This is a genomic window from Haploplasma axanthum, from assembly GCF_900660745.1.
Taxonomy (GTDB): domain Bacteria; phylum Bacillota_I; class Bacilli_A; order Acholeplasmatales; family Acholeplasmataceae; genus Haploplasma; species Haploplasma axanthum.
In genome coordinates this window covers 37,200-55,256 of sequence record NZ_LR215048.1, presented here as the reverse complement: position 1 = coordinate 55,256, position 18,057 = coordinate 37,200, and the positions used below count along the sequence as shown (strand labels likewise).

Below are 18,057 nucleotides of genomic sequence, written 5' to 3'. Positions count from 1 at the left end.
TTTATGGGGCCTTAGCTCAGCTGGGAGAGCGCCTGCCTTGCACGCAGGAGGTCAGGGGTTCGATCCCCCTAGGCTCCACCAAAAAAAGTTAAAAACTATAGTGTAACAACTATTTTTATATTATAATGATACTGCGGGCGAATTTAACAGTTCTGCCATATGGCGGTGTAGCTCAGATGGCTAGAGCGTACGGTTCATACCCGTGAGGTCGAGGGTTCGATCCCCCCCGCCGCTACCATTTGGACCCGTAGCTCAGTTGGTTAGAGCTACCGGCTCATAACCGGTCGGCCGTAGGTTCGAGTCCTACCGGGTCCACCAAATCATTATATCTTAATGGAGAAATACCCAAGTCTGGCTGAAGGGATCGGTCTTGAAAACCGACAGGCTGTAAAAGGCGCGGGGGTTCGAATCCCTCTTTCTCCGCCATTGAAAACTTTATATCGCGGGATGGAGCAGTTTGGTAGCTCGTCGGGCTCATAACCCGGAGGCCGTGGGTTCAAATCCCTCTCCCGCAACCAATAGTGGTCCCGTGGTGTAGCGGTTAACATGCCTGCCTGTCACGCAGGAGATCGCGGGTTCGATTCCCGTCGGGACCGCCACTAATTTGGCTCTGTAGCTCAGTTGGTAGAGCAATGGTCTGAAGAACCATGTGTCGGCAGTTCGATTCTGTCCGGAGCCACCATTTAGTAAACTTAATTTTATTTTACATAGATTTGTTAAGCGGAGAACCGCTTTTTTTGTTTTTATAGTATAATTAAAATGTGGTGATATAATGAGAAAAATTATAAGTATCGGTGAATTATTAATAGATTTTATACAAGAAGAAAAAAATAGTTATACAATGAAAGCTGGTGGAGCACCAGCTAACGTTGCTGTTACTAATGCAAAACTATCAGGAAAATCTTTCTTTGTTGGTCAAGTTGGTAATGATTCTTTTGGTAAATTTCTAATTAATGAATTAAAAAGATTTAATGTTGATATTAAGTATTTGAAAAAGAGTAGTAGTGCAAATACATCTCTAGCATTTGTAACGTTAGATGAAAATAAGGAACGTTCTTTTTTGTTTTACAGAAATCCTGGTGCTGATCAATTGTATATTGCTGACAATATTAGTGATTTGGATTTTAGAGATAGCATTGTTCATTTTTGTTCAGTTAGTTTAGGTGATTACCCGATAAGAGATTCTCATGACTATTTACTTTCGAAAGCAATTAGCCAAGGATCAATAATATCTTTTGATCCTAATATTCGGTTGAATCTTTGGGATGATCATGATAAATATCATCAAACTATTAATATGTATTTAAAATATGCAAATATTCTAAAAGTTGCAGATAATGAACTAGAATTTATAACTAGAAAAAGTGATTATAATGAAGCAATAACTTTATTATTAAATTTACCAAGGCTCAAATATTTAATTATAACAAAAGGCAATAAAGGAGCAACTTTATATACAAAAGATTTTGTTATTGATGTTCCATCATATCAAGTTGATGTTGTTGATACTACAGGAGCAGGAGACTCCTTTATAGGAGCTTTTTTAAATAGAATTAGCATTTATGGGGAATCATATGAAAAAGACGTTTTATGCGAATATTTGAAGTTTGCAAGTATTGTTGCTAGTTTAACAATAACTAAGTTTGGTGCAATGGATGCTATGCCGTATTTAGATGAGGTTAATGATTATAAAAATAAAAAAGGCTAATTGCCTTTTTCTCTAAATTATGTATTTTTCATATTTTTTTTGATCTGTCTTTGATAGAACAACCTTAATTAAGTAACCATCTTCTAAGTAATCAGTTTTTAAGATTGTTGCATTTTCTTTTAAATAACTGAAAACATTACTATTGTTAAAAGAAAGCTTTAAGTTTGCAATCCTACTATCTAAATAGATATTTGAGTAAATTGTATTAATTAATGTATCAATATTTTCTTTTGTAACATTTGAAACAAAAATATAATCTTCATTAAATAGTGGTTCTGTAATTGCGATTTCTTTCTTAGTTAAAACATATAACTTAGGAATAGAAGATGCTCCAATGCTATTTAAAACATTAAGTGTTGAACTTATTTGATAATCATTAAAATATGCTCCATCAGCAACAATAACTAATAAATCTGCATCAATAACATCTCTTAGTGTTGATTCAAATGATCTAATTAACTCGTGCGGAAGTTTTTTTATAAATCCTACGGTATCAACAAGTAAGAATGGTGGATTATTATCTTTTTGCATTCTTTTAGTTTTAGTATCTAGTGTTGCAAAAAGCATGTCCTTTTCAAATACTTTTTCAGTTACAGAATTGAGTTTTTCACTTAAACTATTCATTAACGATGATTTACCAACATTCGTATATCCAGCTAAAGCAACAATTGGAATTCCGTTTTGTTTTCTTTTTTTTCTTGAAACTTCATTTTCGGAACTAATCTTAACAAGTTCTTTTTTTATATTTGAAATTTCTTTTAATAGTTTTCTACGATCAAGTTCAAGTTTAGTTTCACCTGGACCTTTAGCGTTATAGCTTCCACCACCTTGCCTAGATAAACTATTACCTAAACCGATTAGCCTTGGGAGCATATATTCTTTTTGAGCAAGAGAAACTTCAAGGATGCTTTGTTTTGACTGTGCGCGTTCAGAAAAGATTGAAAGAATAAGAAAACTACGATCAATTACTTGACATTCTAATTCCTTTTCTAAATTATTGATTTGAGTTGGTGAAAGTGGATCATCAAATATAACGATTGTAGCACCTAAAACTTCAACCATTTTTTTAATCTCTAAAACTTTTCCACTACCAACATAAAATCTTGGACTTACTTTTTCCGCTCTTTGAATTACTTTATCAACAGTATGAATTTCTAGTGCTTTTGCTAAATGTTCTAATTCATCTAAGGAATCACTCATACTGTATTTACTTGTTAATAATTCTAATCCAACAAGGATTGCTCGATCTTTTTTATTTTCCATAATATCACCACGTTTCTATTTAATTATAAGTTTTATTATATCTATTTGCAAGTAAACATATTATATATTATGTTATAATATAACATGAAAAAGGAGTGATACTTATGCTTTTAGCAATACAAATACAAGGTTATGATATATGGAGATTATTACTTGATACTTATATTATATGGTTATTAGTATTATTAGTTATTAAAACTATATTTGCAAATAGTCGAATTTTAAATTTTGCATTAATATTTGTAGTTCTTTTAATAGCTCGATTTGTAACTGACAAACTTGGCTTAAAGGCTAGCACTCCAGCCTTAGAATACATAATTGAATGGTATCCAATAATTTTGATTGTTATTATGGCACCTGATTTTAGAAGATCAATTGAATTTGCTTGGAAAAAAGATAAGAAAAAAGATATAGCTATTATGGGTAATGAGTCAACAAGAGATGCGATTGTTGATGCAGCGTTTTATTTATCATCGCAACGAATTGGAGCGTTAATGACTATTGAAAAACATAATACTCTAGATCAATTTGCTGATAGAGCGATTATGATGCATTCAAATATCTCTAAAGAATTAATTATTAATATTTTTATTCCTAATACACCACTGCACGATGGAGCAGTTATTATTCGTGGTGATGAAATTTTATGTGCAGGTGCATATTTCATTTTATCTGAAAAAGAAGTAGAAGATAAGACAATGGGCTCTAGACACCGTGCTGCACTTGGGATAAGTGAAGTAACAGATGCATTAACAATTATTGTTTCAGAGGAAACTGGGGATGTTTCTATTGCTGTTGAAGGTATTTTATTAAAAATGAATGATAAAGAGAAATTAATGGAATATCTAAGCATGTTTATGCGATAGGGAGGAAAATGAATATGGAAATAATTAAAAAAATATTATTATTTATAATTGAACCATTCAGAAGATTTGGAACCTCTGGAATAACCGAAAGAATTACTAAGTTTGCAAGTAAACATAAATATGTATTATATATATTAGCTTTTGTAATAACAATATTCGTTATATATTTTATATATTTCTATTAAAAATCAAGGAGATGATCTAAATGTTTTTACAAGATCCAATATTTCCACTAATAATGACTGTATTTACTTTGTTTATGGTTATTATTCAAAGTATTCAAAGTGAAAAGTTACTTAAGAAAAGTATTGCACTTGCTTTTTTGAATATTACAATTGCAATAGTGGTCTTAATTGTCTATAAACCATATATTGAATCTAAAAAAATCTATGAACAAGTATATTCATATTATTCAATATTTGTTTATGTTTTCTATTTCGTTGTCTTTATAACATCGTTTAAAACATCAATATTAAAAGCTAATCATTATCAGTTATTTGTTAAATCTATTAAAGAGAGTAAATGGAATGCTTATTATGTTGTTGATAAAAATGAAAGAATAAAAGATATTTCACAAAGTTTTTTAGATGAAATAAATATGGAAAAAGAAGAAGTGATTGGAAAAAAATTGTTTAATGTTTTTAATAAAACAATTAGATTTATTCAGTTTAATGGAACAGAAATTAACAATCGTGCTTTAGAAAACTATTATAAAGAGTATCGTAAAAAAGCTCAAATTGGTGATGATTTTGTTGAAGAACATGTGATTTTAAACTCTGAAGGTAAGCAAGTTATTTTCAAATTAATGATGCAACCAGTATTTGTACTTGGTAAATTTAAAGGAAGAATTGTTGTTGGTGAAAGAAAAACTGATTTTGATTTATTAGGTGTTGAAAAGAAATTAAGTGAAAGTAATAAAGACTTAGAAAGTATTAAACTTAAATTTATTGCTACTTTAGAGATTAGTAAAGAAGGATTATTCTATATTGATTTAGATCAAAGAATAATTTGGGCAAGCGATGCATTAGTTCAAATACTTAATCTGCCAGATAATACGCTGGAATTAAATGATTTTAGAAAATTATTCCATCCAGAAGATCTAACAACATATTTATCAGTAATTGGTGAATTAAGCCTTTCTAAACAACAATATTATTTGAAATATCGAATTTTAAAAGATGGTAATTACATTTGGGTTGAAGAACGTGGAAAAAGAATTTTCGATGATCATACAACAACGACAATTATGGGAACATTAAATCCAATAAATGCGAAACATTTTAGATCAACAAACATTGAAGTTTTAGATCATTTAGGTAATTATCATGAATTATTAGTTAAAATGAAAAAACTTATTGATAAAGATAATTATTTCTATGTTTTATTGATTGAACTAAAAAATATTCCGAAAATAAATGAAGAATATGGATGGGAAGTCGGCAATATGCTTATGGCTGAATATATCAATAAAATGTATAGTTCATTTGTCACTGAAAATGGCGGAGTATATCGAATGTCAGGTTTAAAATTTGTTGTTTTAATCACTGATCCAAGAAAGATGGATTTTGTTCAAAAAGGAATAAGATCAAATGAAACATTCCTAAATCTATCAATGCGTTATGGATCAATTCAAAGTGAACTTGAAGTTTTTGCAGGAGTTTCTGTAAGTAAAGAAGATGCTGTTAAAGAAGAACATTTATATCAAGCAGCTGAAGAAGCATTAAAGATTGCTAAGAATCCAAGTTTTTCTCATCATGGTGTTTTCTATAAGGATTTAGTTAATAATGAATAAGAAAGAAGCAAGAACACTAGCAATCAATCACCGAGACAATTTAGATTTTGGAATAAGAATTATTAAAAGTAAAATTATTATTCAAAAGATTGAGAAAGATATTAGATATAGAACTGCAAAAATAATTGGAGTATATGCTCCATTTGGTAGCGAAGTTGATATATCGACACTTAAACATCAATATGCAAAATTTGCTTATCCAAGGATTAAAGAAGATAAAATGGAGTTCGTAATTGTTGATGAAAAAACAAAATGGATAATAAGTAAATTTGGAATTAAAGAACCAAAAAATGGAAAAATAGTTGATAAAGAAATAGATTTATTGATAATATCCTGCTTAGCTAAAAACAAAAATAACTATCGATTAGGCTATGGAAAAGGATTTTATGATAAGTTTATTAAAGAGTACCAACCTAAAATAAAAATTGGAGTTTTATTTGATAATTATGAATTAAACTTTAATGAAGATTTATGGGATATTGCTCTTGATGATTATATAAGTAATTAGGAGGAAGACATGGTTATTGAAACAGAACATGGGAAATTTGAATTAATTAAAAATTATCGTGAAGCATTTGATTTAACAGCTTTTAATGAGAAATATGTTGATGTTGCTTTTGATAGATATCAATATCTTGTTGGAGATATAGCATCTGGTCTTTTACGTATAAAAGGATTTAATTCTGATTCAAAAAGTCCAAGGGGATTTAGAGCAATCCCAGATTATATAAATGAATCATGTAATTATAACTCGGCTTATTATATATTAAAAAGATATAAAGAAAATAATGATGATAAGGAGATTAATGTAGATGAATGAAACAGAAGAACAAGTTCTATCTCTACTAGATAAGGTACGTCCATATCTTGTAAGAGATGGTGGAGACATAGAGTTACTAAAAATTGAAGATGGCGTTGTATACGTAAAAATGATGGGTGCTTGTGATGGGTGTATCGCGATTGATATAACATTAAAAGAGGGAATTGAACGTATGTTATTAGAAAATGTTCCAGGTGTAATTGGAGTTGTAAGTTTATAAAAGGAGAAATAATTCATGAGAAAAATTGGTTTTGTTGTTGATTCAACATTTGGTTATAAAGGAAACGAAGATGTATCAATAGTGCCATTAAAAGTAATAATTAATGGATATGAATATGTTGAAGGTGAGTTTAGTAATGAAATAGTTGTTAATACAATGAAAGAAAAAAGAGATGTTAAAACAAGCCAGCCAGCGCCAAGTATGTTTGTTGATGCATTTGAAAAACAATTTTCAAATGGATATGATTATGTTATTTGTTTAACAATATCAAGTGCCCTAAGTGGAACTATAAATGGAGCAAATGTTGCTAAAGGTATTTTAGAAAATGAGAATATTTTTATAATTGATACTAAAACTGCAAGTGTTGGTTCTGATTATATTTTAGAAGAAGCTTTGAAACTTGCAAATAAAGGTATGGAAGTTAATGAAGTTATTGACCATATAAACGAGATTATTACTAAAGGATCATTAATTTTTAGTGTTGATGATTTATCTACACTTGTGAAGAATGGTCGATTAGGTAAAGTATCTGCTTTAATTGGAAGTATATTAAAAATAAAACCAATCTTAAGATTTAAGGAAGGTGTTTTAACAGTTGAAGCTAAAGTAAGAGGTTTAATGGCAGTTTTTAAATATATAAAAGAACAAGTTGTAAGCCTTATTTCAGATAGTGATGTAATTGTAAGAATTACTTATGTTGATAATATCGAATATGCTAAAACATTAGAAGAAACTATTAATAACATTAATAATGGAAAAGTTAATGTTCAGATAAAAGGTATTTTAAGTCCTGTAATATCAGCCCATGTTGGTCTTGGTGGAATGGGAATATATTTAGTGACCAAGTAAAAGAGAGTAATTCTCTTTTTTTTATTTTGGTATTGTGTAATGCACATATATAATATATAATAGTATTGTGCAATACACAATAGGAGGTAAAAATGACTACTCAGTTTAAAAAAGGAATCATTGAACTTTGTGTTTTAAAAATAATAAATGATAAAGATATGTATGGCTTTGAAGTTATGGAAACATTAAATGATAAACTTGATGTTAATGAGAATACCGTTTATCCATTACTTAGAAGACTAACAACACAAGGATTATTTGTGACATACCAAAAAGAAACAAATAATGGTGCACCAAGAAAGTATTATCAGATTACTGATCAAGGGCGTGAATCATTGAAAACAAATTTAGAAGAATGGAAAAACTTCTTAAATGAAGTTAATAGTATATTAGGAGGAGAGACAAATGAAAAATAAATTTATTGAAGAATTAAGAGAATATTTAGAAGATAAAGATGTTAGTAAAAATCAAATTGATGAGATTATTGCTGATTATCAAGAGTTCTATGAAGAATATAGTAATCGTGGTTTATCTGAAGAAGAAATAATAGAAAGATTAGGAAGACCAAGAACAATTTATAAAAATATTAGAAATACTGTTATAACAATTAAAGAAGAAACTTGGAAATCAAAAGCAATTGCTGTTTCACCTTTTATTTCAGTATTAGCATTTGTTTTAATAGGGTATTTTACAAAAGTATGGCATCCAACATGGCTAGTATTTCTTTTTGTCCCACTTTCTGGTGTAATGTTTTCTGGAAAAAATTTATTAAATACGTTATTAGGAATGTCACCATTTCTTACTACTGCAACTTATATACTAATAGGTCATTTCTTTAATGTTTGGCATCCGACATGGTTGATATTTTTACTTATTCCAATATTGGGTGTTTTAACTGATAAAGAATCATTTAAAAATAAAGTTGCTGGTCTAAGTGTTTTTATTGGAATAATTGCAGCATTTTTAGTAACATACTTTGGAATACTTGAATGGAAATATGCGTGGTTATTCTTTTTATTAGTTATTCTTTCTACACCATTATTTAGAGATAAAAATAAACCAAAAGAAATAATCTTTTTTATAAGTGCAATAACTGCAATTATTTTATACATTGTTTTAGTTTTTAGTAAAGTAACTATACCATTAGCACTTTGTTCATTCTTTATTCCATTAGTTATTGGAATATGGACAGACCATATTAATGTAACAATTGAAATTGACAAAAGTAAAAAAACTATTTTATTTACAATGCTTTCAGTTCTTATTATTGCTGCATTTGTTGTTTTAGGAGTTATCTTTAAAAATTGGATATATATTTGGCAAGTGTTATTATTAATCCCAATTTTTGCTGTAGTTATTGAATCAAGTCAAAAAAACAAATTTAGAATGACATCAATAACTCCATTTATAGCTCTTGCATTGTTCTTCAGTTTTGGATATTTCTATGCTGCTTGGCAAATATCTTGGTTGGCATTTTTACTTATTCCAATAATAGGTGTTTTAGAAGGAGAAAGTAAAATTATAGAATCAAAGAGGGAAAAAATAAAAGATTGATATTAAGTTAATTTTTCGTTAATTTTAATTTAATTATGATATAATTGTAATGTAAAGTAGGTATATATGAATTAAATAATTGTGGTAGATAAAATAAGGAGATAACTATTAATAAGTCAAGTAAATAAATATATAAAGACGAAAAAACCTAATTGAAAGTATTAGGTTAATAAAAAAGGATTTATTAAATAAATAATTGGCTATGTAATATTTATCTAATCTTAGTTTTATCGTAATTAATGTTATTAGTTTCTAAATGATATATGATGCGAATTAGTTTACGAGATATTGCTGAAAAAATAACATTACGATGTTTTCCTTCAGCACGCTTCTTATGATAATATTCAGTTATTTCAGGTATTAATCTAATACTTCCGATGACTAAATTCCAAATAGTCTTTCGAAGTAAAGAAGAGCTGCGTTTAACTAATCTACCATGAGACATGGATTCGCCTGATTGATGTATTGCTATATCAAAACCTGTAAATGCTATTAATTTGGAAGGATTAGAAAAGTTATTAAAATCCGTCACTTCACCAAGTATAGTAGCGGCAGACATCAAAGATATACCTGGAATAGTAATCATTTTACAATTTGTTAAATTCATTATAGATTTAATTTCAGTTTCTAGCATTTCAATATTATTATTAATGGAATGGAATAAATCAATGTGAACTAACATTACTGTAACGATAGAATTGGATTTTATACCAATGGTATCACTAGCTAATTCCTTAAGTTTTAAAAACTTTGGATAGGTAAATTTACCCATTGATTTATTTGAAATTGCTTCAAATTGGTCTTTAGACAATTTACTTATTCTTTCAGGAGTTTTATACTTCTTTAGAATATAAAGCGCTGTAAGGCCTAATCTATTGTTAAAATGAGATTTAAACTCTGGAAAGATAATATCTAGAGCGTTAGTTATTTGTACTAAAGTATTTGATCTAGAGTCAATTAAACTACTTCTAGTTCTAGTAAGTGATTTTAATTCATTAATATGGTAATATTTAGTATGTAAGGTCTTGTAGTCTACAGACGCTAACATACTTGATAATAATCGTGCATCAACCTTGTCGGTTTTAGTTTTTCTTATCGTGGTGGATTTAAAAAACTGTTTGGCAAGATAAGGGTTAAACTCTAAGAAGGTATAACCGTGTGCACTTAATGATTGTTTTAAAGTATTGCCGTAGTGTCCTGTAGCTTCAAGACCTATTTTTATTTCTAAAGATTGATCTAGAGCACTTAAATGTTTAAGTAGTAACTTAAACCCGTTATAATTATTATCAAATGAAAATTCATTGATAACTTCACCATGTGTTGTAGCCATAAAACACTGGTGGCTGTATTTAGCGATGTCGATACCGACTAGATACATATGAATCACCTCTTTAATTTATTTGGCACTGTTGTTTGCACACGAGATCCTATTTCCTATATTCTTGTGATCGAGCGTCATGCGCTAAATAACTTATTGCTAGTTAAAAAATAGGACTGTGGTAAGAGTCTCCTTAGGGTAGTCAAAGCTACAAAAAAATGAACCAAATCCACAGTACCATATATAGATTATAGTATAAAAATATAAGAAAGGAATGTATACTCGTTTAACTACTATAATCATAAATAGAGTATACAAGGAAAAAATGAGAAAAATACTATTAATTATTCAAATGATTATTGTTTTGTTTATTTTCACTAGTAAAGAAAATAAAGATTACGATCTAGTACAAAGCGATTCCATTGTTCTAAATTCAGTGAATGGATATGATGATTATGATACAGTGACTAAGTGCACTGTTACATTTGATTTGAACGGTGGCGAATTAAATGGATCTAAGTATATGGAGCCTCGTGTATATGAAAGATACGAAGTACTGCCGTATATTACGGCACCAACAAAAAAAGTAAATATTAATGGGGGAGTCATGAATTTGCTTTTTCAAGGTTGGAAGAAAGATAGTGATGGTAAGATATGGAATTATGATGAAATCATTGTTAATGATGAACATTTTATAGCTCAATATGCATTTAGCAGGAGTATTATAATAAAAACAATTGATGATTACTTGCTTGCAAAATATAACGGAATAACTACTTATAGTAAAGAAATGAAGAATATAAATGATATCACTAACGGTATTCCAGTAGAAGTACAAGGAAGAATAACATATGCAGATATGGAAATTACAAATGGTGATTTAGCAAAAGCTAAAGAGAATAGTGGTATTAAAAGTTCGTATGGTGGATGTGGACCATTGTCTATGATTGGACATTTAGATTTTTTAGGTAGGTATAAAGGATATAAAAGAATTCTATCAAATGCAAGAGATAATGTTATTGCTACTGATACACCACAAGAATTTAATGAAAGAGTTGATTTAGCAACAAGAGTTTTTAGTAACACAAAAACATATGAGATTGGTATTGGTGATAAATCAACTTTTTGCGAACCTACCGATTATATTAAAGGATTAAAAATGACTTTAAAAAGTTATGGTTATGAGGATTCTTTTAAAATAAGTCATTATAATTTGCTTAATAAAAACGCAACTAAAATAAATGCAATATATGAGTCTATAAACAAAGGTATGCCTGTAGTTGTTTGGACGTCACTTATGACTGATAGTTATTCGTGGCTTAAAGATATTACGAATTATTCATCACATTATTTTGGAATATACGGATATGAAAAATGGATAACAATCGATGATAATGGGGAAAAACATGAGGATATAATGTTTTTAACAAGACCAAATTTTGGTTATAGTCAAAATAAGTATACGTATTTAGATATGGAAGCATTAATTGATGGTAGCTTATGGGGAGTAATAGTTACTGAAGAAGTAGAAAATTTTAAATCAATTAATCCACATTTTTATGGATTTCCAGGTCAATATTTTTTTGATTCAAGAGAAACTAAACATTCCTTTATTGAACAAAACGACTTAAAAATTACGAGATTGAGAAGTGGATATGTACAAAGCTACGATTCTAATAATAAACCACAAGAAAAATACCTAGTCCTTTCTTCTAATAAGAAAAATGCTGGAAAAGCTTTTATTGATTATGAGTTTTCTAATGTTAAAATAACTAGTATGGATATAAGTTTATCAATGTGGGGAAGTAGTGAAAACCTACATGATAATAATTCAAGGATGTATATTGAAGTTTTTGATGGAAAAGTATGGCGAAAACATTACAATTTTGTAATGTATGATATATTACGAGGTAAAGACAATTCTAAAAAATATTATTTTTCTTTTGGCAGTATATCAAAACTTAGAATTATTCTTGAACATGATGATCCAAATGGGACAAGAAATTTAGGCAGAATTGTTATTGGTGATATAAAGTTTGGTTACAAGTAAGTTCTAAATGGATTCTAAAATCCATAATTAAGTAAATATTTTGTAGTTATAAATAAAGGTTTGATAAAGTGGAATTTAGTAAGATTTTTTAATTTTAGAATTGTAAGAATAAGGTTATTTTTTCATATATATTACTTTTAGTTTATTTGTAGATACTATTATTTTTGTTGAAAATACTGAAAGATTGTGGATAATAAATAAACATGCAAAACAAGTAAAGTTTGAAATATAACAATACTTGTTTTTTTACGTAATAATACAAAAAAACTGTTAAGTAAAGAAATGATATAGTTTTAAAAGCATTAAAAGAAACTTCAAATATTCTAATATAGTCTTGATAAAATCGCTAACGCTGCAAATAATAATAAGTACTAATCTTTGAATTTTACAATATTGGTGATTATTGTATATATAAGAGTTTAAAAATTTATGTTATGAGTGAAATTGCAATAATTTATGCTAATTTTTGATATCTAGTGTTTGAAGTAATTAAAGGTTTTTTAAAACTAGCAAGAGATAATTTTAGATTACTTCTGGTTTGTTTAGAAGACGATAAAACTCAAAATTAGTTTGTTTTTTTATATGAGAAAATATTATTTACAATAAATAGTGAGTTTAAAATGATTCAATAAATTGAATTGATTAAGAAACTTTTATCTATTTTAATATATTTATTAAAAACACCAATGTAATTTAGTTTGTTTGATAATAATACGATAGATTGTAATCTGCTATTTTTATATATGGAATTGTTGATAATATTTAAAAATTGAAAACTTAAAATAATTAATAAATACTAAATTATGCTATAATTATAAATGAGGTTTTTAATATGAAAAAGAATAAAGTTATTACATGTAAAATAGTTGGATTTCAAGACTATGGTATGTTTGTCAATTGTGGCGAATATGAAGGTCTAGTCCATATTTCGGAAATATCTGATCAATATATTAATAGTATTGAGCAGATTTTTATGGTTGGAGATTTGGTTGATTTACTTGTTTTAGAAGTTTGTGATGAAAATAGATTAAAACTAAGTTACAAGAGAAATCATCATATCCACAAGAAAATAGTAAAAAGTGTTCCAATGAAAATTGGATTTCATTCTTTAAATAGACAATTACCTAAATGGATTTTAGAAAAGAAGAAGGAAAATGAAAAAGATGATAGTAAAGACTAATAGTTATCATGAAACAATTGATCTAGGAATAAGGATTGGAAAAGCTATTGGAGATAGGCATATAGTTATTTTACTTGATGGTGATCTTGCAGCAGGCAAAACAACTCTAACGAAAGGAATTGCCGAAGGACTAGGGATTAAATCAACTATAACGAGTCCAACATTTACTATTTTAAAAGAATATGAAAATAATTCTAAAAAATTATACCATCTAGATTTATATCGTTTAACAGAAGTTGGTATGGATTTTGATTTAGAAGAATATGTTGATGATTTAGATAGCGTTGTTGTTATTGAATGGCCATTTCAAGTTATAGAATTATTACCAAAAGAATTCATTAAAATTTCAATAACGGGTAATAATGACTATCGTGAATTTGAAATAACATATCAAGGTAATTATAAAGAGGTAATAGATAAAATATGAAAGAATTAATTATTGATGCATCAACTAATCTTTTATATATCGGATTAATTAATGAAAAAGAAGCTGACTATATAACTAGAATTGGTAAGAATGATAATGCAGCATATGTAGTAGAAATGATTAAGGATTTACTAGAAAAAAATAATCTTAAAATTGACGATATTGAAACAATCATAGTTGGTGTTGGCCCAGGTTCATATACGGGAGCAAGAGTTGCAGTAACTGTTGCTAAGATGCTTGCTTATACGAAAAATATTAAACTAAAAACAATTAGCAGCTTAAATTTATTATCAACAGGATATCAAAATGTATTATCAGCAATTGATGCAAGAAGAGGGTATTATTTTGTTGGTAAATTTGAAAATGGAAAAACAATTATGGAAGATGATTATTTATCATTTGATGAAATTAAAAATGAGAAAAATTTAATTGTTATAACACCAGAAACAATTAAAGTTGACTTACATTTAGTAAGTGAAAACTCAATTTTAAATGAAAATATTCATGAGCTTGAACCAAATTACTTAAGAAAGACGGAAGCAGAAACTAACTATGATAAGAAAAATGATCATAAGTGATATTGTTAAAGTCACACAAATCGAAAGTAAAGTTTTAGGAAATACATTAGGAATTGATTTTTTATATGATGAATTAAATGTTAACCCATTTGCCCATTATTTTGTTTATTTGATTAATAATGAAATAATTGGATATATTGGATTTAGAATTTATGATGATTCTGCTGAGATGATGAATTTTGTTATTAGTACCAATCATCAAAATCAAGGGTATGGTCAAGAACTTTTTGATTACTGTTTGGAATATATTACAAAATTAAATGTTAAAAATATTTCTCTTGAAGTGAGAAAGAGTAATACTAAGGCTAAACGCTTCTATACTAAAAATGGTTTTTTAAAAGCATATACAAGAAAGAACTATTATGAAAATGAAGATGCTTTAGTATTAATGAAGGAAGTGTAAATAATGATAATTTTAGCAGTAGAGAGTAGTTGTGATGAAACTAGTGTAGCAATCTTAAAAGATGGAAAAGAAGTATTATCACATGTTGTACTATCTCAAATAGATATTCATAAACTATATGGTGGAGTTGTCCCTGAAATAGCAAGTAGAAACCATGTAGCTCATGTAACGAAAGTTTTTAATGAAGCAATTACTAATGCAAATATTGACATTAAAGATATTGATTTAGTTGCTGTGACAAAAGGTCCAGGTTTAATTGGTTCATTATTAGTAGGTATTAATGCAGCAACTGCATTTGCTTTTGCACATAATAAACCAATCATTGGTGTTAACCATTTAATTGGACATATTTATGCATCAAGTATTGAAAATGAAATGAAATTTCCACTTTTAGCATTATTAGTTAGTGGAGGACATACTGAACTTATTTATATGAAAGATCATTTTGATTTTAAAATAATTGGATCGACTCTTGATGATGCAGTAGGTGAAGCTTATGATAAAGTAGCTAGAACACTTGGTTTATCATATCCAGGAGGACCTGTTGTTGATAGATTAGCAAAAGAAGGTAAAGATACATATGACCTTCCAAGAGTTACGTTAGAGAAAGATAGTTATGACTTTAGTTTTTCAGGATTAAAAAGTGCTGTTATAAATAAGGTTCATAATTTAAATCAAAAGGGTGAAGAAGTAAATATTAATGATATGTGTGCTTCTTTCCAAAATAGTGTTATTGATGTTTTAATTTCTAAAACTAAGCTTGCAGCAGAAAATTTTAAAGTTAAGCAAATAATTCTTGCAGGTGGTGTTGCAGCAAACAAGAGTTTAAGAGAAAGAATATTTAATGAAGTAGAAGGTTATGAAATAGTTATTCCAAGTTTTAAATATTGTACAGATAATGCGGCAATGATTGCAGCAGCAGCATTTGAACAAATAAAACATGAAGAACCAACACATAATTACTTGGTTAAAGGCTTTTCAACTAAAGATGAATATTAAAATGGCATTCCTTTTTGGAATGTTTTTTTATTATTACAAGAATCTATCAAATGATTATGAAAATTGCTTTTTAAATAAGAGAAAAAATAGTGAAAAGAGTAATCAAAAGCATAACTATAATTTTAATAATGGGTTACAATCTTGAAAAAGTATTCATAGTTTTTATATTTATAATATTGTCATAATGTTATGATTTTTTATCTTGGAAAGAAGAATGAAAATAATTCAACAATATTTAATTACTTTAACATTCAAAGTGTTTGCTTTTTCATTAAAAATAATATAATATTACAGCAAAAGGAGGGATAGAATGAAATTACTTCTAGCACCTATTAAAATATTATTATGGATAATTGGAATAATTCTTTTATTAGTTACAATACTTTTAGTTTTAATGCATAAATCTGTAAAAGTTCCTGATATAACAGTATCTAAAGATTTAGAGACAATTGTCATTGAAGAGTTAGATGAATTAATAGATGATACAAATAATGATAAAACACTTAATATAGGCATTTCAGAGAATACTGCTAATATTGAGATAAAAAAACAACTCTTAAAACAATTCACTGCAAGTACTAATCCAGAATACTTATACGAAGATGAAAATATTAAGTTTCAAGGAGCATGGATTGAGTATAAAGAAAATACAATTAATGTGATATCAGGTGTTCATATTAATGCGAAAATTATGACTTATAAAACAAGTGTTTCATTATCATTTGAAATAGTTAACACTAAATCAGAAATAGTACTTAAATTAAAAAAGATTAATGTAGGTAATTTACCACTTGCATGGCTTGTTAGTATGTCACCCAATATTTTAAAAACATTTACAGGTCAAGATCTAAATCAAATGGTGACTAATATACTTGGGGATATTGGAACATTTGATATTAAAAAACGTGAATTAAAGGTTGATTTATATAAGCTTGCTGATCAAGCTAACGAGAATAAAGAATTATTGACATTACTTTTAGATGTTTTATTTGAGAATGACTTAGTTGAATTTGGTATTAAAGATGATAATGGTACAAATAAACTTGGTCTAACTCTAGATTTAAACAAGATTAAGAATGATAAAGCGGCTGTTGTTATTAGTGCAGTCGATAAAATAAATTCTGAAATAGAGTTAGAAATTTTCTTAAGAAATAAAGCACTTCAAAGTTTGATTTCTCAAGAAGAATCAATTTCATTTAGTGCTCTAGATTTAAATAAAGTAATTGATTATTCACTTGCAAACTCACTTGCTTTAGAAAATGGGGTTTTATCGAAACAAGTAGTATATAAAGATTATGAAATAATCATTGGAGTTTTCTATATCGAAGTTAAAGATAATGAAGTATATTTAAACGTCCCAATAAAGATTGGTAAAGATAATAATTATTTTAAAACAACAATCATTGCTAATGTTGGATTAGAAAAAATTGATTCTGATTTAGGAATTGAAATTAAAAATTTAAACATTGGCGAGATAAATTTTGATAATACTGAAATATCAGCATTATTAACAATGTTTGCAACAGAAGAAATGGGATTTGACAACAACAAATTTTTACTTCAAGATTTCTTTGCTAAATTTGATCAACAAGGAATCACATTTACAACAATTACAATCAATAATGATTTAATTCATTTTAATTATGACTTTTCAGGATTAAGCGATGTATTAGATAATTTGATTGGAAATACGGTGTCTCCAGTAATTGCAGCAAAAGCAACTGAAATTTTAGGATTAATTCAAACTAATAGTGATATTAGTACTGCAGTTGATGAAATGATTGACTTAATTGATAATTTATCAGAAGAAGAAAAAAACGAAATTCTAGATTTAATTAATAATTTAATATAAATCATAAATAAATAATTAAATATGTTATTTAACAAAAGGGCTTTATAGTTTTAAGCCCTTTTATGTTAAAATATATCTATAAATAACTTAAAATAGTTAATTCTAGATTAAATGATGATATGTTTTTTCGTTAATTTAAATCTTATAAGTTATGAAATAAGTGGTGTTTTCATCTTAA

19 protein-coding genes and 7 tRNA genes are annotated in these 18,057 nt (G+C 27.7%); 24 read left to right on the top strand and 2 right to left on the bottom strand.

Annotation, left to right across the window (positions count from 1 at the left end; all coding sequences use genetic code 11):
• Positions 1-5: 5 nt before the first annotated feature.
• The 8 genes from EXC62_RS00330 to EXC62_RS00295 all read left to right on the top strand — a co-directional run bounded on the left by EXC62_RS00330 (position 6) and on the right by EXC62_RS00295 (position 1,708).
• A tRNA-Ala gene (locus tag EXC62_RS00330) sits at positions 6-81 on the top strand.
• Positions 82-161: 80 nt separating this feature from the next.
• Positions 162-238: transfer RNA gene (locus tag EXC62_RS00325), tRNA-Met, on the top strand.
• 3 nt (positions 239-241) lie between these two features.
• A tRNA-Ile gene (locus EXC62_RS00320) sits at positions 242-318 on the top strand.
• A 17-nt stretch (positions 319-335) separates the two neighbouring features.
• A tRNA-Ser gene (locus EXC62_RS00315) sits at positions 336-426 on the top strand.
• Positions 427-441: 15 nt separating this feature from the next.
• Positions 442-518 (top strand) — tRNA-Met (locus EXC62_RS00310).
• Positions 519-523: 5 nt separating this feature from the next.
• Positions 524-599: transfer RNA gene (locus EXC62_RS00305), tRNA-Asp, on the top strand.
• A 7-nt stretch (positions 600-606) separates the two neighbouring features.
• Positions 607-682: transfer RNA gene (locus tag EXC62_RS00300), tRNA-Phe, on the top strand.
• 90 nt (positions 683-772) lie between these two features.
• On the top strand, positions 773-1,708 hold the full coding sequence (locus tag EXC62_RS00295; protein ID WP_026390531.1) for a carbohydrate kinase family protein: 936 nt from the start codon (positions 773-775) through the stop codon (positions 1,706-1,708).
• A 12-nt stretch (positions 1,709-1,720) separates the two neighbouring features.
• Here EXC62_RS00295 and hflX read toward each other — a convergent pair whose 3' ends face one another.
• Positions 1,721-2,971: a GTPase HflX gene (gene hflX / locus EXC62_RS00290; protein ID WP_026390532.1), complete on the bottom strand. Its 1,251-nt coding sequence runs from the start codon at positions 2,969-2,971 to the stop codon at positions 1,721-1,723.
• A gap of 104 nt (positions 2,972-3,075) precedes the next feature.
• On the opposite strand from hflX, the gene cdaA reads away from it, so the two are divergent.
• The 9 genes from cdaA to EXC62_RS00250 all read left to right on the top strand — a co-directional run bounded on the left by cdaA (position 3,076) and on the right by EXC62_RS00250 (position 9,072).
• The gene (gene cdaA, locus EXC62_RS00285; protein WP_052589903.1) at positions 3,076-3,837 is read left to right on the top strand and encodes a diadenylate cyclase CdaA; all 762 of its coding nucleotides are present in this window, start codon (positions 3,076-3,078) and stop codon (positions 3,835-3,837) included.
• Between the two features lie 14 nt (positions 3,838-3,851).
• The gene (locus tag EXC62_RS08745) at positions 3,852-4,022 is read left to right on the top strand and encodes a hypothetical protein (protein WP_156907464.1); all 171 of its coding nucleotides are present in this window, start codon (positions 3,852-3,854) and stop codon (positions 4,020-4,022) included.
• A 20-nt stretch (positions 4,023-4,042) separates the two neighbouring features.
• Entirely contained in the window at positions 4,043-5,629 is a 1,587-nt protein-coding gene (locus EXC62_RS00280; RefSeq protein ID WP_026390534.1) for a sensor domain-containing diguanylate cyclase, read from the top strand.
• On the top strand, positions 5,622-6,137 hold the full coding sequence (locus EXC62_RS00275; RefSeq protein ID WP_026390535.1) for a 5-formyltetrahydrofolate cyclo-ligase: 516 nt from the start codon (positions 5,622-5,624) through the stop codon (positions 6,135-6,137). Before EXC62_RS00280 ends, EXC62_RS00275 begins: the two co-directional genes overlap by 8 nt.
• A 9-nt stretch (positions 6,138-6,146) precedes the next feature.
• Positions 6,147-6,449, top strand: a complete 303-nt coding sequence (locus tag EXC62_RS00270) for a YutD-like domain-containing protein (protein WP_162140211.1) — start codon at positions 6,147-6,149, stop codon at positions 6,447-6,449.
• The gene (locus tag EXC62_RS00265; protein WP_026390536.1) at positions 6,442-6,669 is read left to right on the top strand and encodes a NifU family protein; all 228 of its coding nucleotides are present in this window, start codon (positions 6,442-6,444) and stop codon (positions 6,667-6,669) included. Before EXC62_RS00270 ends, EXC62_RS00265 begins: the two co-directional genes overlap by 8 nt.
• A 15-nt stretch (positions 6,670-6,684) precedes the next feature.
• On the top strand, positions 6,685-7,518 hold the full coding sequence (locus EXC62_RS00260; RefSeq protein WP_026390537.1) for a DegV family protein: 834 nt from the start codon (positions 6,685-6,687) through the stop codon (positions 7,516-7,518).
• Positions 7,519-7,610: 92 nt separating this feature from the next.
• Complete coding sequence (locus tag EXC62_RS00255; protein ID WP_026390538.1) at positions 7,611-7,934, top strand: PadR family transcriptional regulator; 324 nt, start codon at positions 7,611-7,613, stop codon at positions 7,932-7,934.
• Positions 7,924-9,072 carry an HAAS signaling domain-containing protein gene (locus tag EXC62_RS00250; protein ID WP_162140212.1) on the top strand — a complete coding sequence of 383 codons (1,149 nt, stop codon included), beginning with the start codon at positions 7,924-7,926 and terminating at the stop codon, positions 9,070-9,072. The genes EXC62_RS00255 and EXC62_RS00250 overlap by 11 nt, the downstream gene beginning before the upstream one ends.
• 211 nt (positions 9,073-9,283) lie before the next feature.
• On the opposite strand, the gene EXC62_RS00245 is transcribed toward EXC62_RS00250, so the two are convergent.
• The gene (locus tag EXC62_RS00245; protein WP_035375737.1) at positions 9,284-10,450 is read right to left on the bottom strand and encodes an IS110 family RNA-guided transposase; all 1,167 of its coding nucleotides are present in this window, start codon (positions 10,448-10,450) and stop codon (positions 9,284-9,286) included.
• A gap of 265 nt (positions 10,451-10,715) precedes the next feature.
• On the opposite strand from EXC62_RS00245, the gene EXC62_RS00240 reads away from it, so the two are divergent.
• The 7 genes from EXC62_RS00240 to EXC62_RS00210 all read left to right on the top strand — a co-directional run bounded on the left by EXC62_RS00240 (position 10,716) and on the right by EXC62_RS00210 (position 17,879).
• The gene (locus EXC62_RS00240; RefSeq protein ID WP_026390541.1) at positions 10,716-12,440 is read left to right on the top strand and encodes a hypothetical protein; all 1,725 of its coding nucleotides are present in this window, start codon (positions 10,716-10,718) and stop codon (positions 12,438-12,440) included.
• Positions 12,441-13,272: 832 nt separating this feature from the next.
• A complete protein-coding gene (locus EXC62_RS00235) occupies positions 13,273-13,620 on the top strand; it encodes a S1 RNA-binding domain-containing protein (RefSeq protein WP_026390542.1) in 348 nt (115 codons plus the stop codon).
• Positions 13,595-14,047 carry a tRNA (adenosine(37)-N6)-threonylcarbamoyltransferase complex ATPase subunit type 1 TsaE gene (gene tsaE, locus EXC62_RS00230; RefSeq protein ID WP_162140213.1) on the top strand — a complete coding sequence of 151 codons (453 nt, stop codon included), beginning with the start codon at positions 13,595-13,597 and terminating at the stop codon, positions 14,045-14,047. Before EXC62_RS00235 ends, tsaE begins: the two co-directional genes overlap by 26 nt.
• Positions 14,044-14,625 (top strand): tRNA (adenosine(37)-N6)-threonylcarbamoyltransferase complex dimerization subunit type 1 TsaB, encoded by a 582-nt coding sequence (tsaB, locus tag EXC62_RS00225; RefSeq protein ID WP_162140214.1) that lies wholly within the window; start codon positions 14,044-14,046, stop codon positions 14,623-14,625. Before tsaE ends, tsaB begins: the two co-directional genes overlap by 4 nt.
• Positions 14,600-15,028 carry a ribosomal protein S18-alanine N-acetyltransferase gene (rimI, locus tag EXC62_RS00220; RefSeq protein WP_026390545.1) on the top strand — a complete coding sequence of 143 codons (429 nt, stop codon included), beginning with the start codon at positions 14,600-14,602 and terminating at the stop codon, positions 15,026-15,028. Before tsaB ends, rimI begins: the two co-directional genes overlap by 26 nt.
• Positions 15,029-15,031: 3 nt before the next feature.
• Complete coding sequence (tsaD, locus tag EXC62_RS00215) at positions 15,032-16,027, top strand: tRNA (adenosine(37)-N6)-threonylcarbamoyltransferase complex transferase subunit TsaD (protein ID WP_026390546.1); 996 nt, start codon at positions 15,032-15,034, stop codon at positions 16,025-16,027.
• Between the two features lie 310 nt (positions 16,028-16,337).
• On the top strand, positions 16,338-17,879 hold the full coding sequence (locus tag EXC62_RS00210) for a hypothetical protein (RefSeq protein ID WP_026390547.1): 1,542 nt from the start codon (positions 16,338-16,340) through the stop codon (positions 17,877-17,879).
• Positions 17,880-18,057 lie beyond the last annotated feature (178 nt).

What these genes read in the sequence shown, in the direction of transcription:
- EXC62_RS00275 (WP_026390535.1), top strand. Translation starts at nt 5,622, where the DNA reads ATGAATAAGAAAGAAGCAAGAACACTAGCAATCAATCACCGAGACAAT.
- EXC62_RS00245 (WP_035375737.1), bottom strand. Translation starts at nt 10,450, where the DNA reads ATGTATCTAGTCGGTATCGACATCGCTAAATACAGCCACCAGTGTTTT.
- EXC62_RS00235 (WP_026390542.1), top strand. Translation starts at nt 13,273, where the DNA reads ATGAAAAAGAATAAAGTTATTACATGTAAAATAGTTGGATTTCAAGAC.
- EXC62_RS00295 (WP_026390531.1), top strand. Translation starts at nt 773, where the DNA reads ATGAGAAAAATTATAAGTATCGGTGAATTATTAATAGATTTTATACAA.
- EXC62_RS00210 (WP_026390547.1), top strand. Translation starts at nt 16,338, where the DNA reads ATGAAATTACTTCTAGCACCTATTAAAATATTATTATGGATAATTGGA.
- EXC62_RS00265 (WP_026390536.1), top strand. Translation starts at nt 6,442, where the DNA reads ATGAATGAAACAGAAGAACAAGTTCTATCTCTACTAGATAAGGTACGT.
- EXC62_RS00250 (WP_162140212.1), top strand. Translation starts at nt 7,924, where the DNA reads ATGAAAAATAAATTTATTGAAGAATTAAGAGAATATTTAGAAGATAAA.
- rimI (WP_026390545.1), top strand. Translation starts at nt 14,600, where the DNA reads ATGATAAGAAAAATGATCATAAGTGATATTGTTAAAGTCACACAAATC.
- tsaB (WP_162140214.1), top strand. Translation starts at nt 14,044, where the DNA reads ATGAAAGAATTAATTATTGATGCATCAACTAATCTTTTATATATCGGA.
- EXC62_RS08745 (WP_156907464.1), top strand. Translation starts at nt 3,852, where the DNA reads ATGGAAATAATTAAAAAAATATTATTATTTATAATTGAACCATTCAGA.
- cdaA (WP_052589903.1), top strand. Translation starts at nt 3,076, where the DNA reads ATGCTTTTAGCAATACAAATACAAGGTTATGATATATGGAGATTATTA.
- EXC62_RS00270 (WP_162140211.1), top strand. Translation starts at nt 6,147, where the DNA reads ATGGTTATTGAAACAGAACATGGGAAATTTGAATTAATTAAAAATTAT.
- EXC62_RS00280 (WP_026390534.1), top strand. Translation starts at nt 4,043, where the DNA reads ATGTTTTTACAAGATCCAATATTTCCACTAATAATGACTGTATTTACT.
- EXC62_RS00255 (WP_026390538.1), top strand. Translation starts at nt 7,611, where the DNA reads ATGACTACTCAGTTTAAAAAAGGAATCATTGAACTTTGTGTTTTAAAA.
- tsaE (WP_162140213.1), top strand. Translation starts at nt 13,595, where the DNA reads ATGAAAAAGATGATAGTAAAGACTAATAGTTATCATGAAACAATTGAT.
- hflX (WP_026390532.1), bottom strand. Translation starts at nt 2,971, where the DNA reads ATGGAAAATAAAAAAGATCGAGCAATCCTTGTTGGATTAGAATTATTA.
- tsaD (WP_026390546.1), top strand. Translation starts at nt 15,032, where the DNA reads ATGATAATTTTAGCAGTAGAGAGTAGTTGTGATGAAACTAGTGTAGCA.
- EXC62_RS00240 (WP_026390541.1), top strand. Translation starts at nt 10,716, where the DNA reads ATGAGAAAAATACTATTAATTATTCAAATGATTATTGTTTTGTTTATT.
- EXC62_RS00260 (WP_026390537.1), top strand. Translation starts at nt 6,685, where the DNA reads ATGAGAAAAATTGGTTTTGTTGTTGATTCAACATTTGGTTATAAAGGA.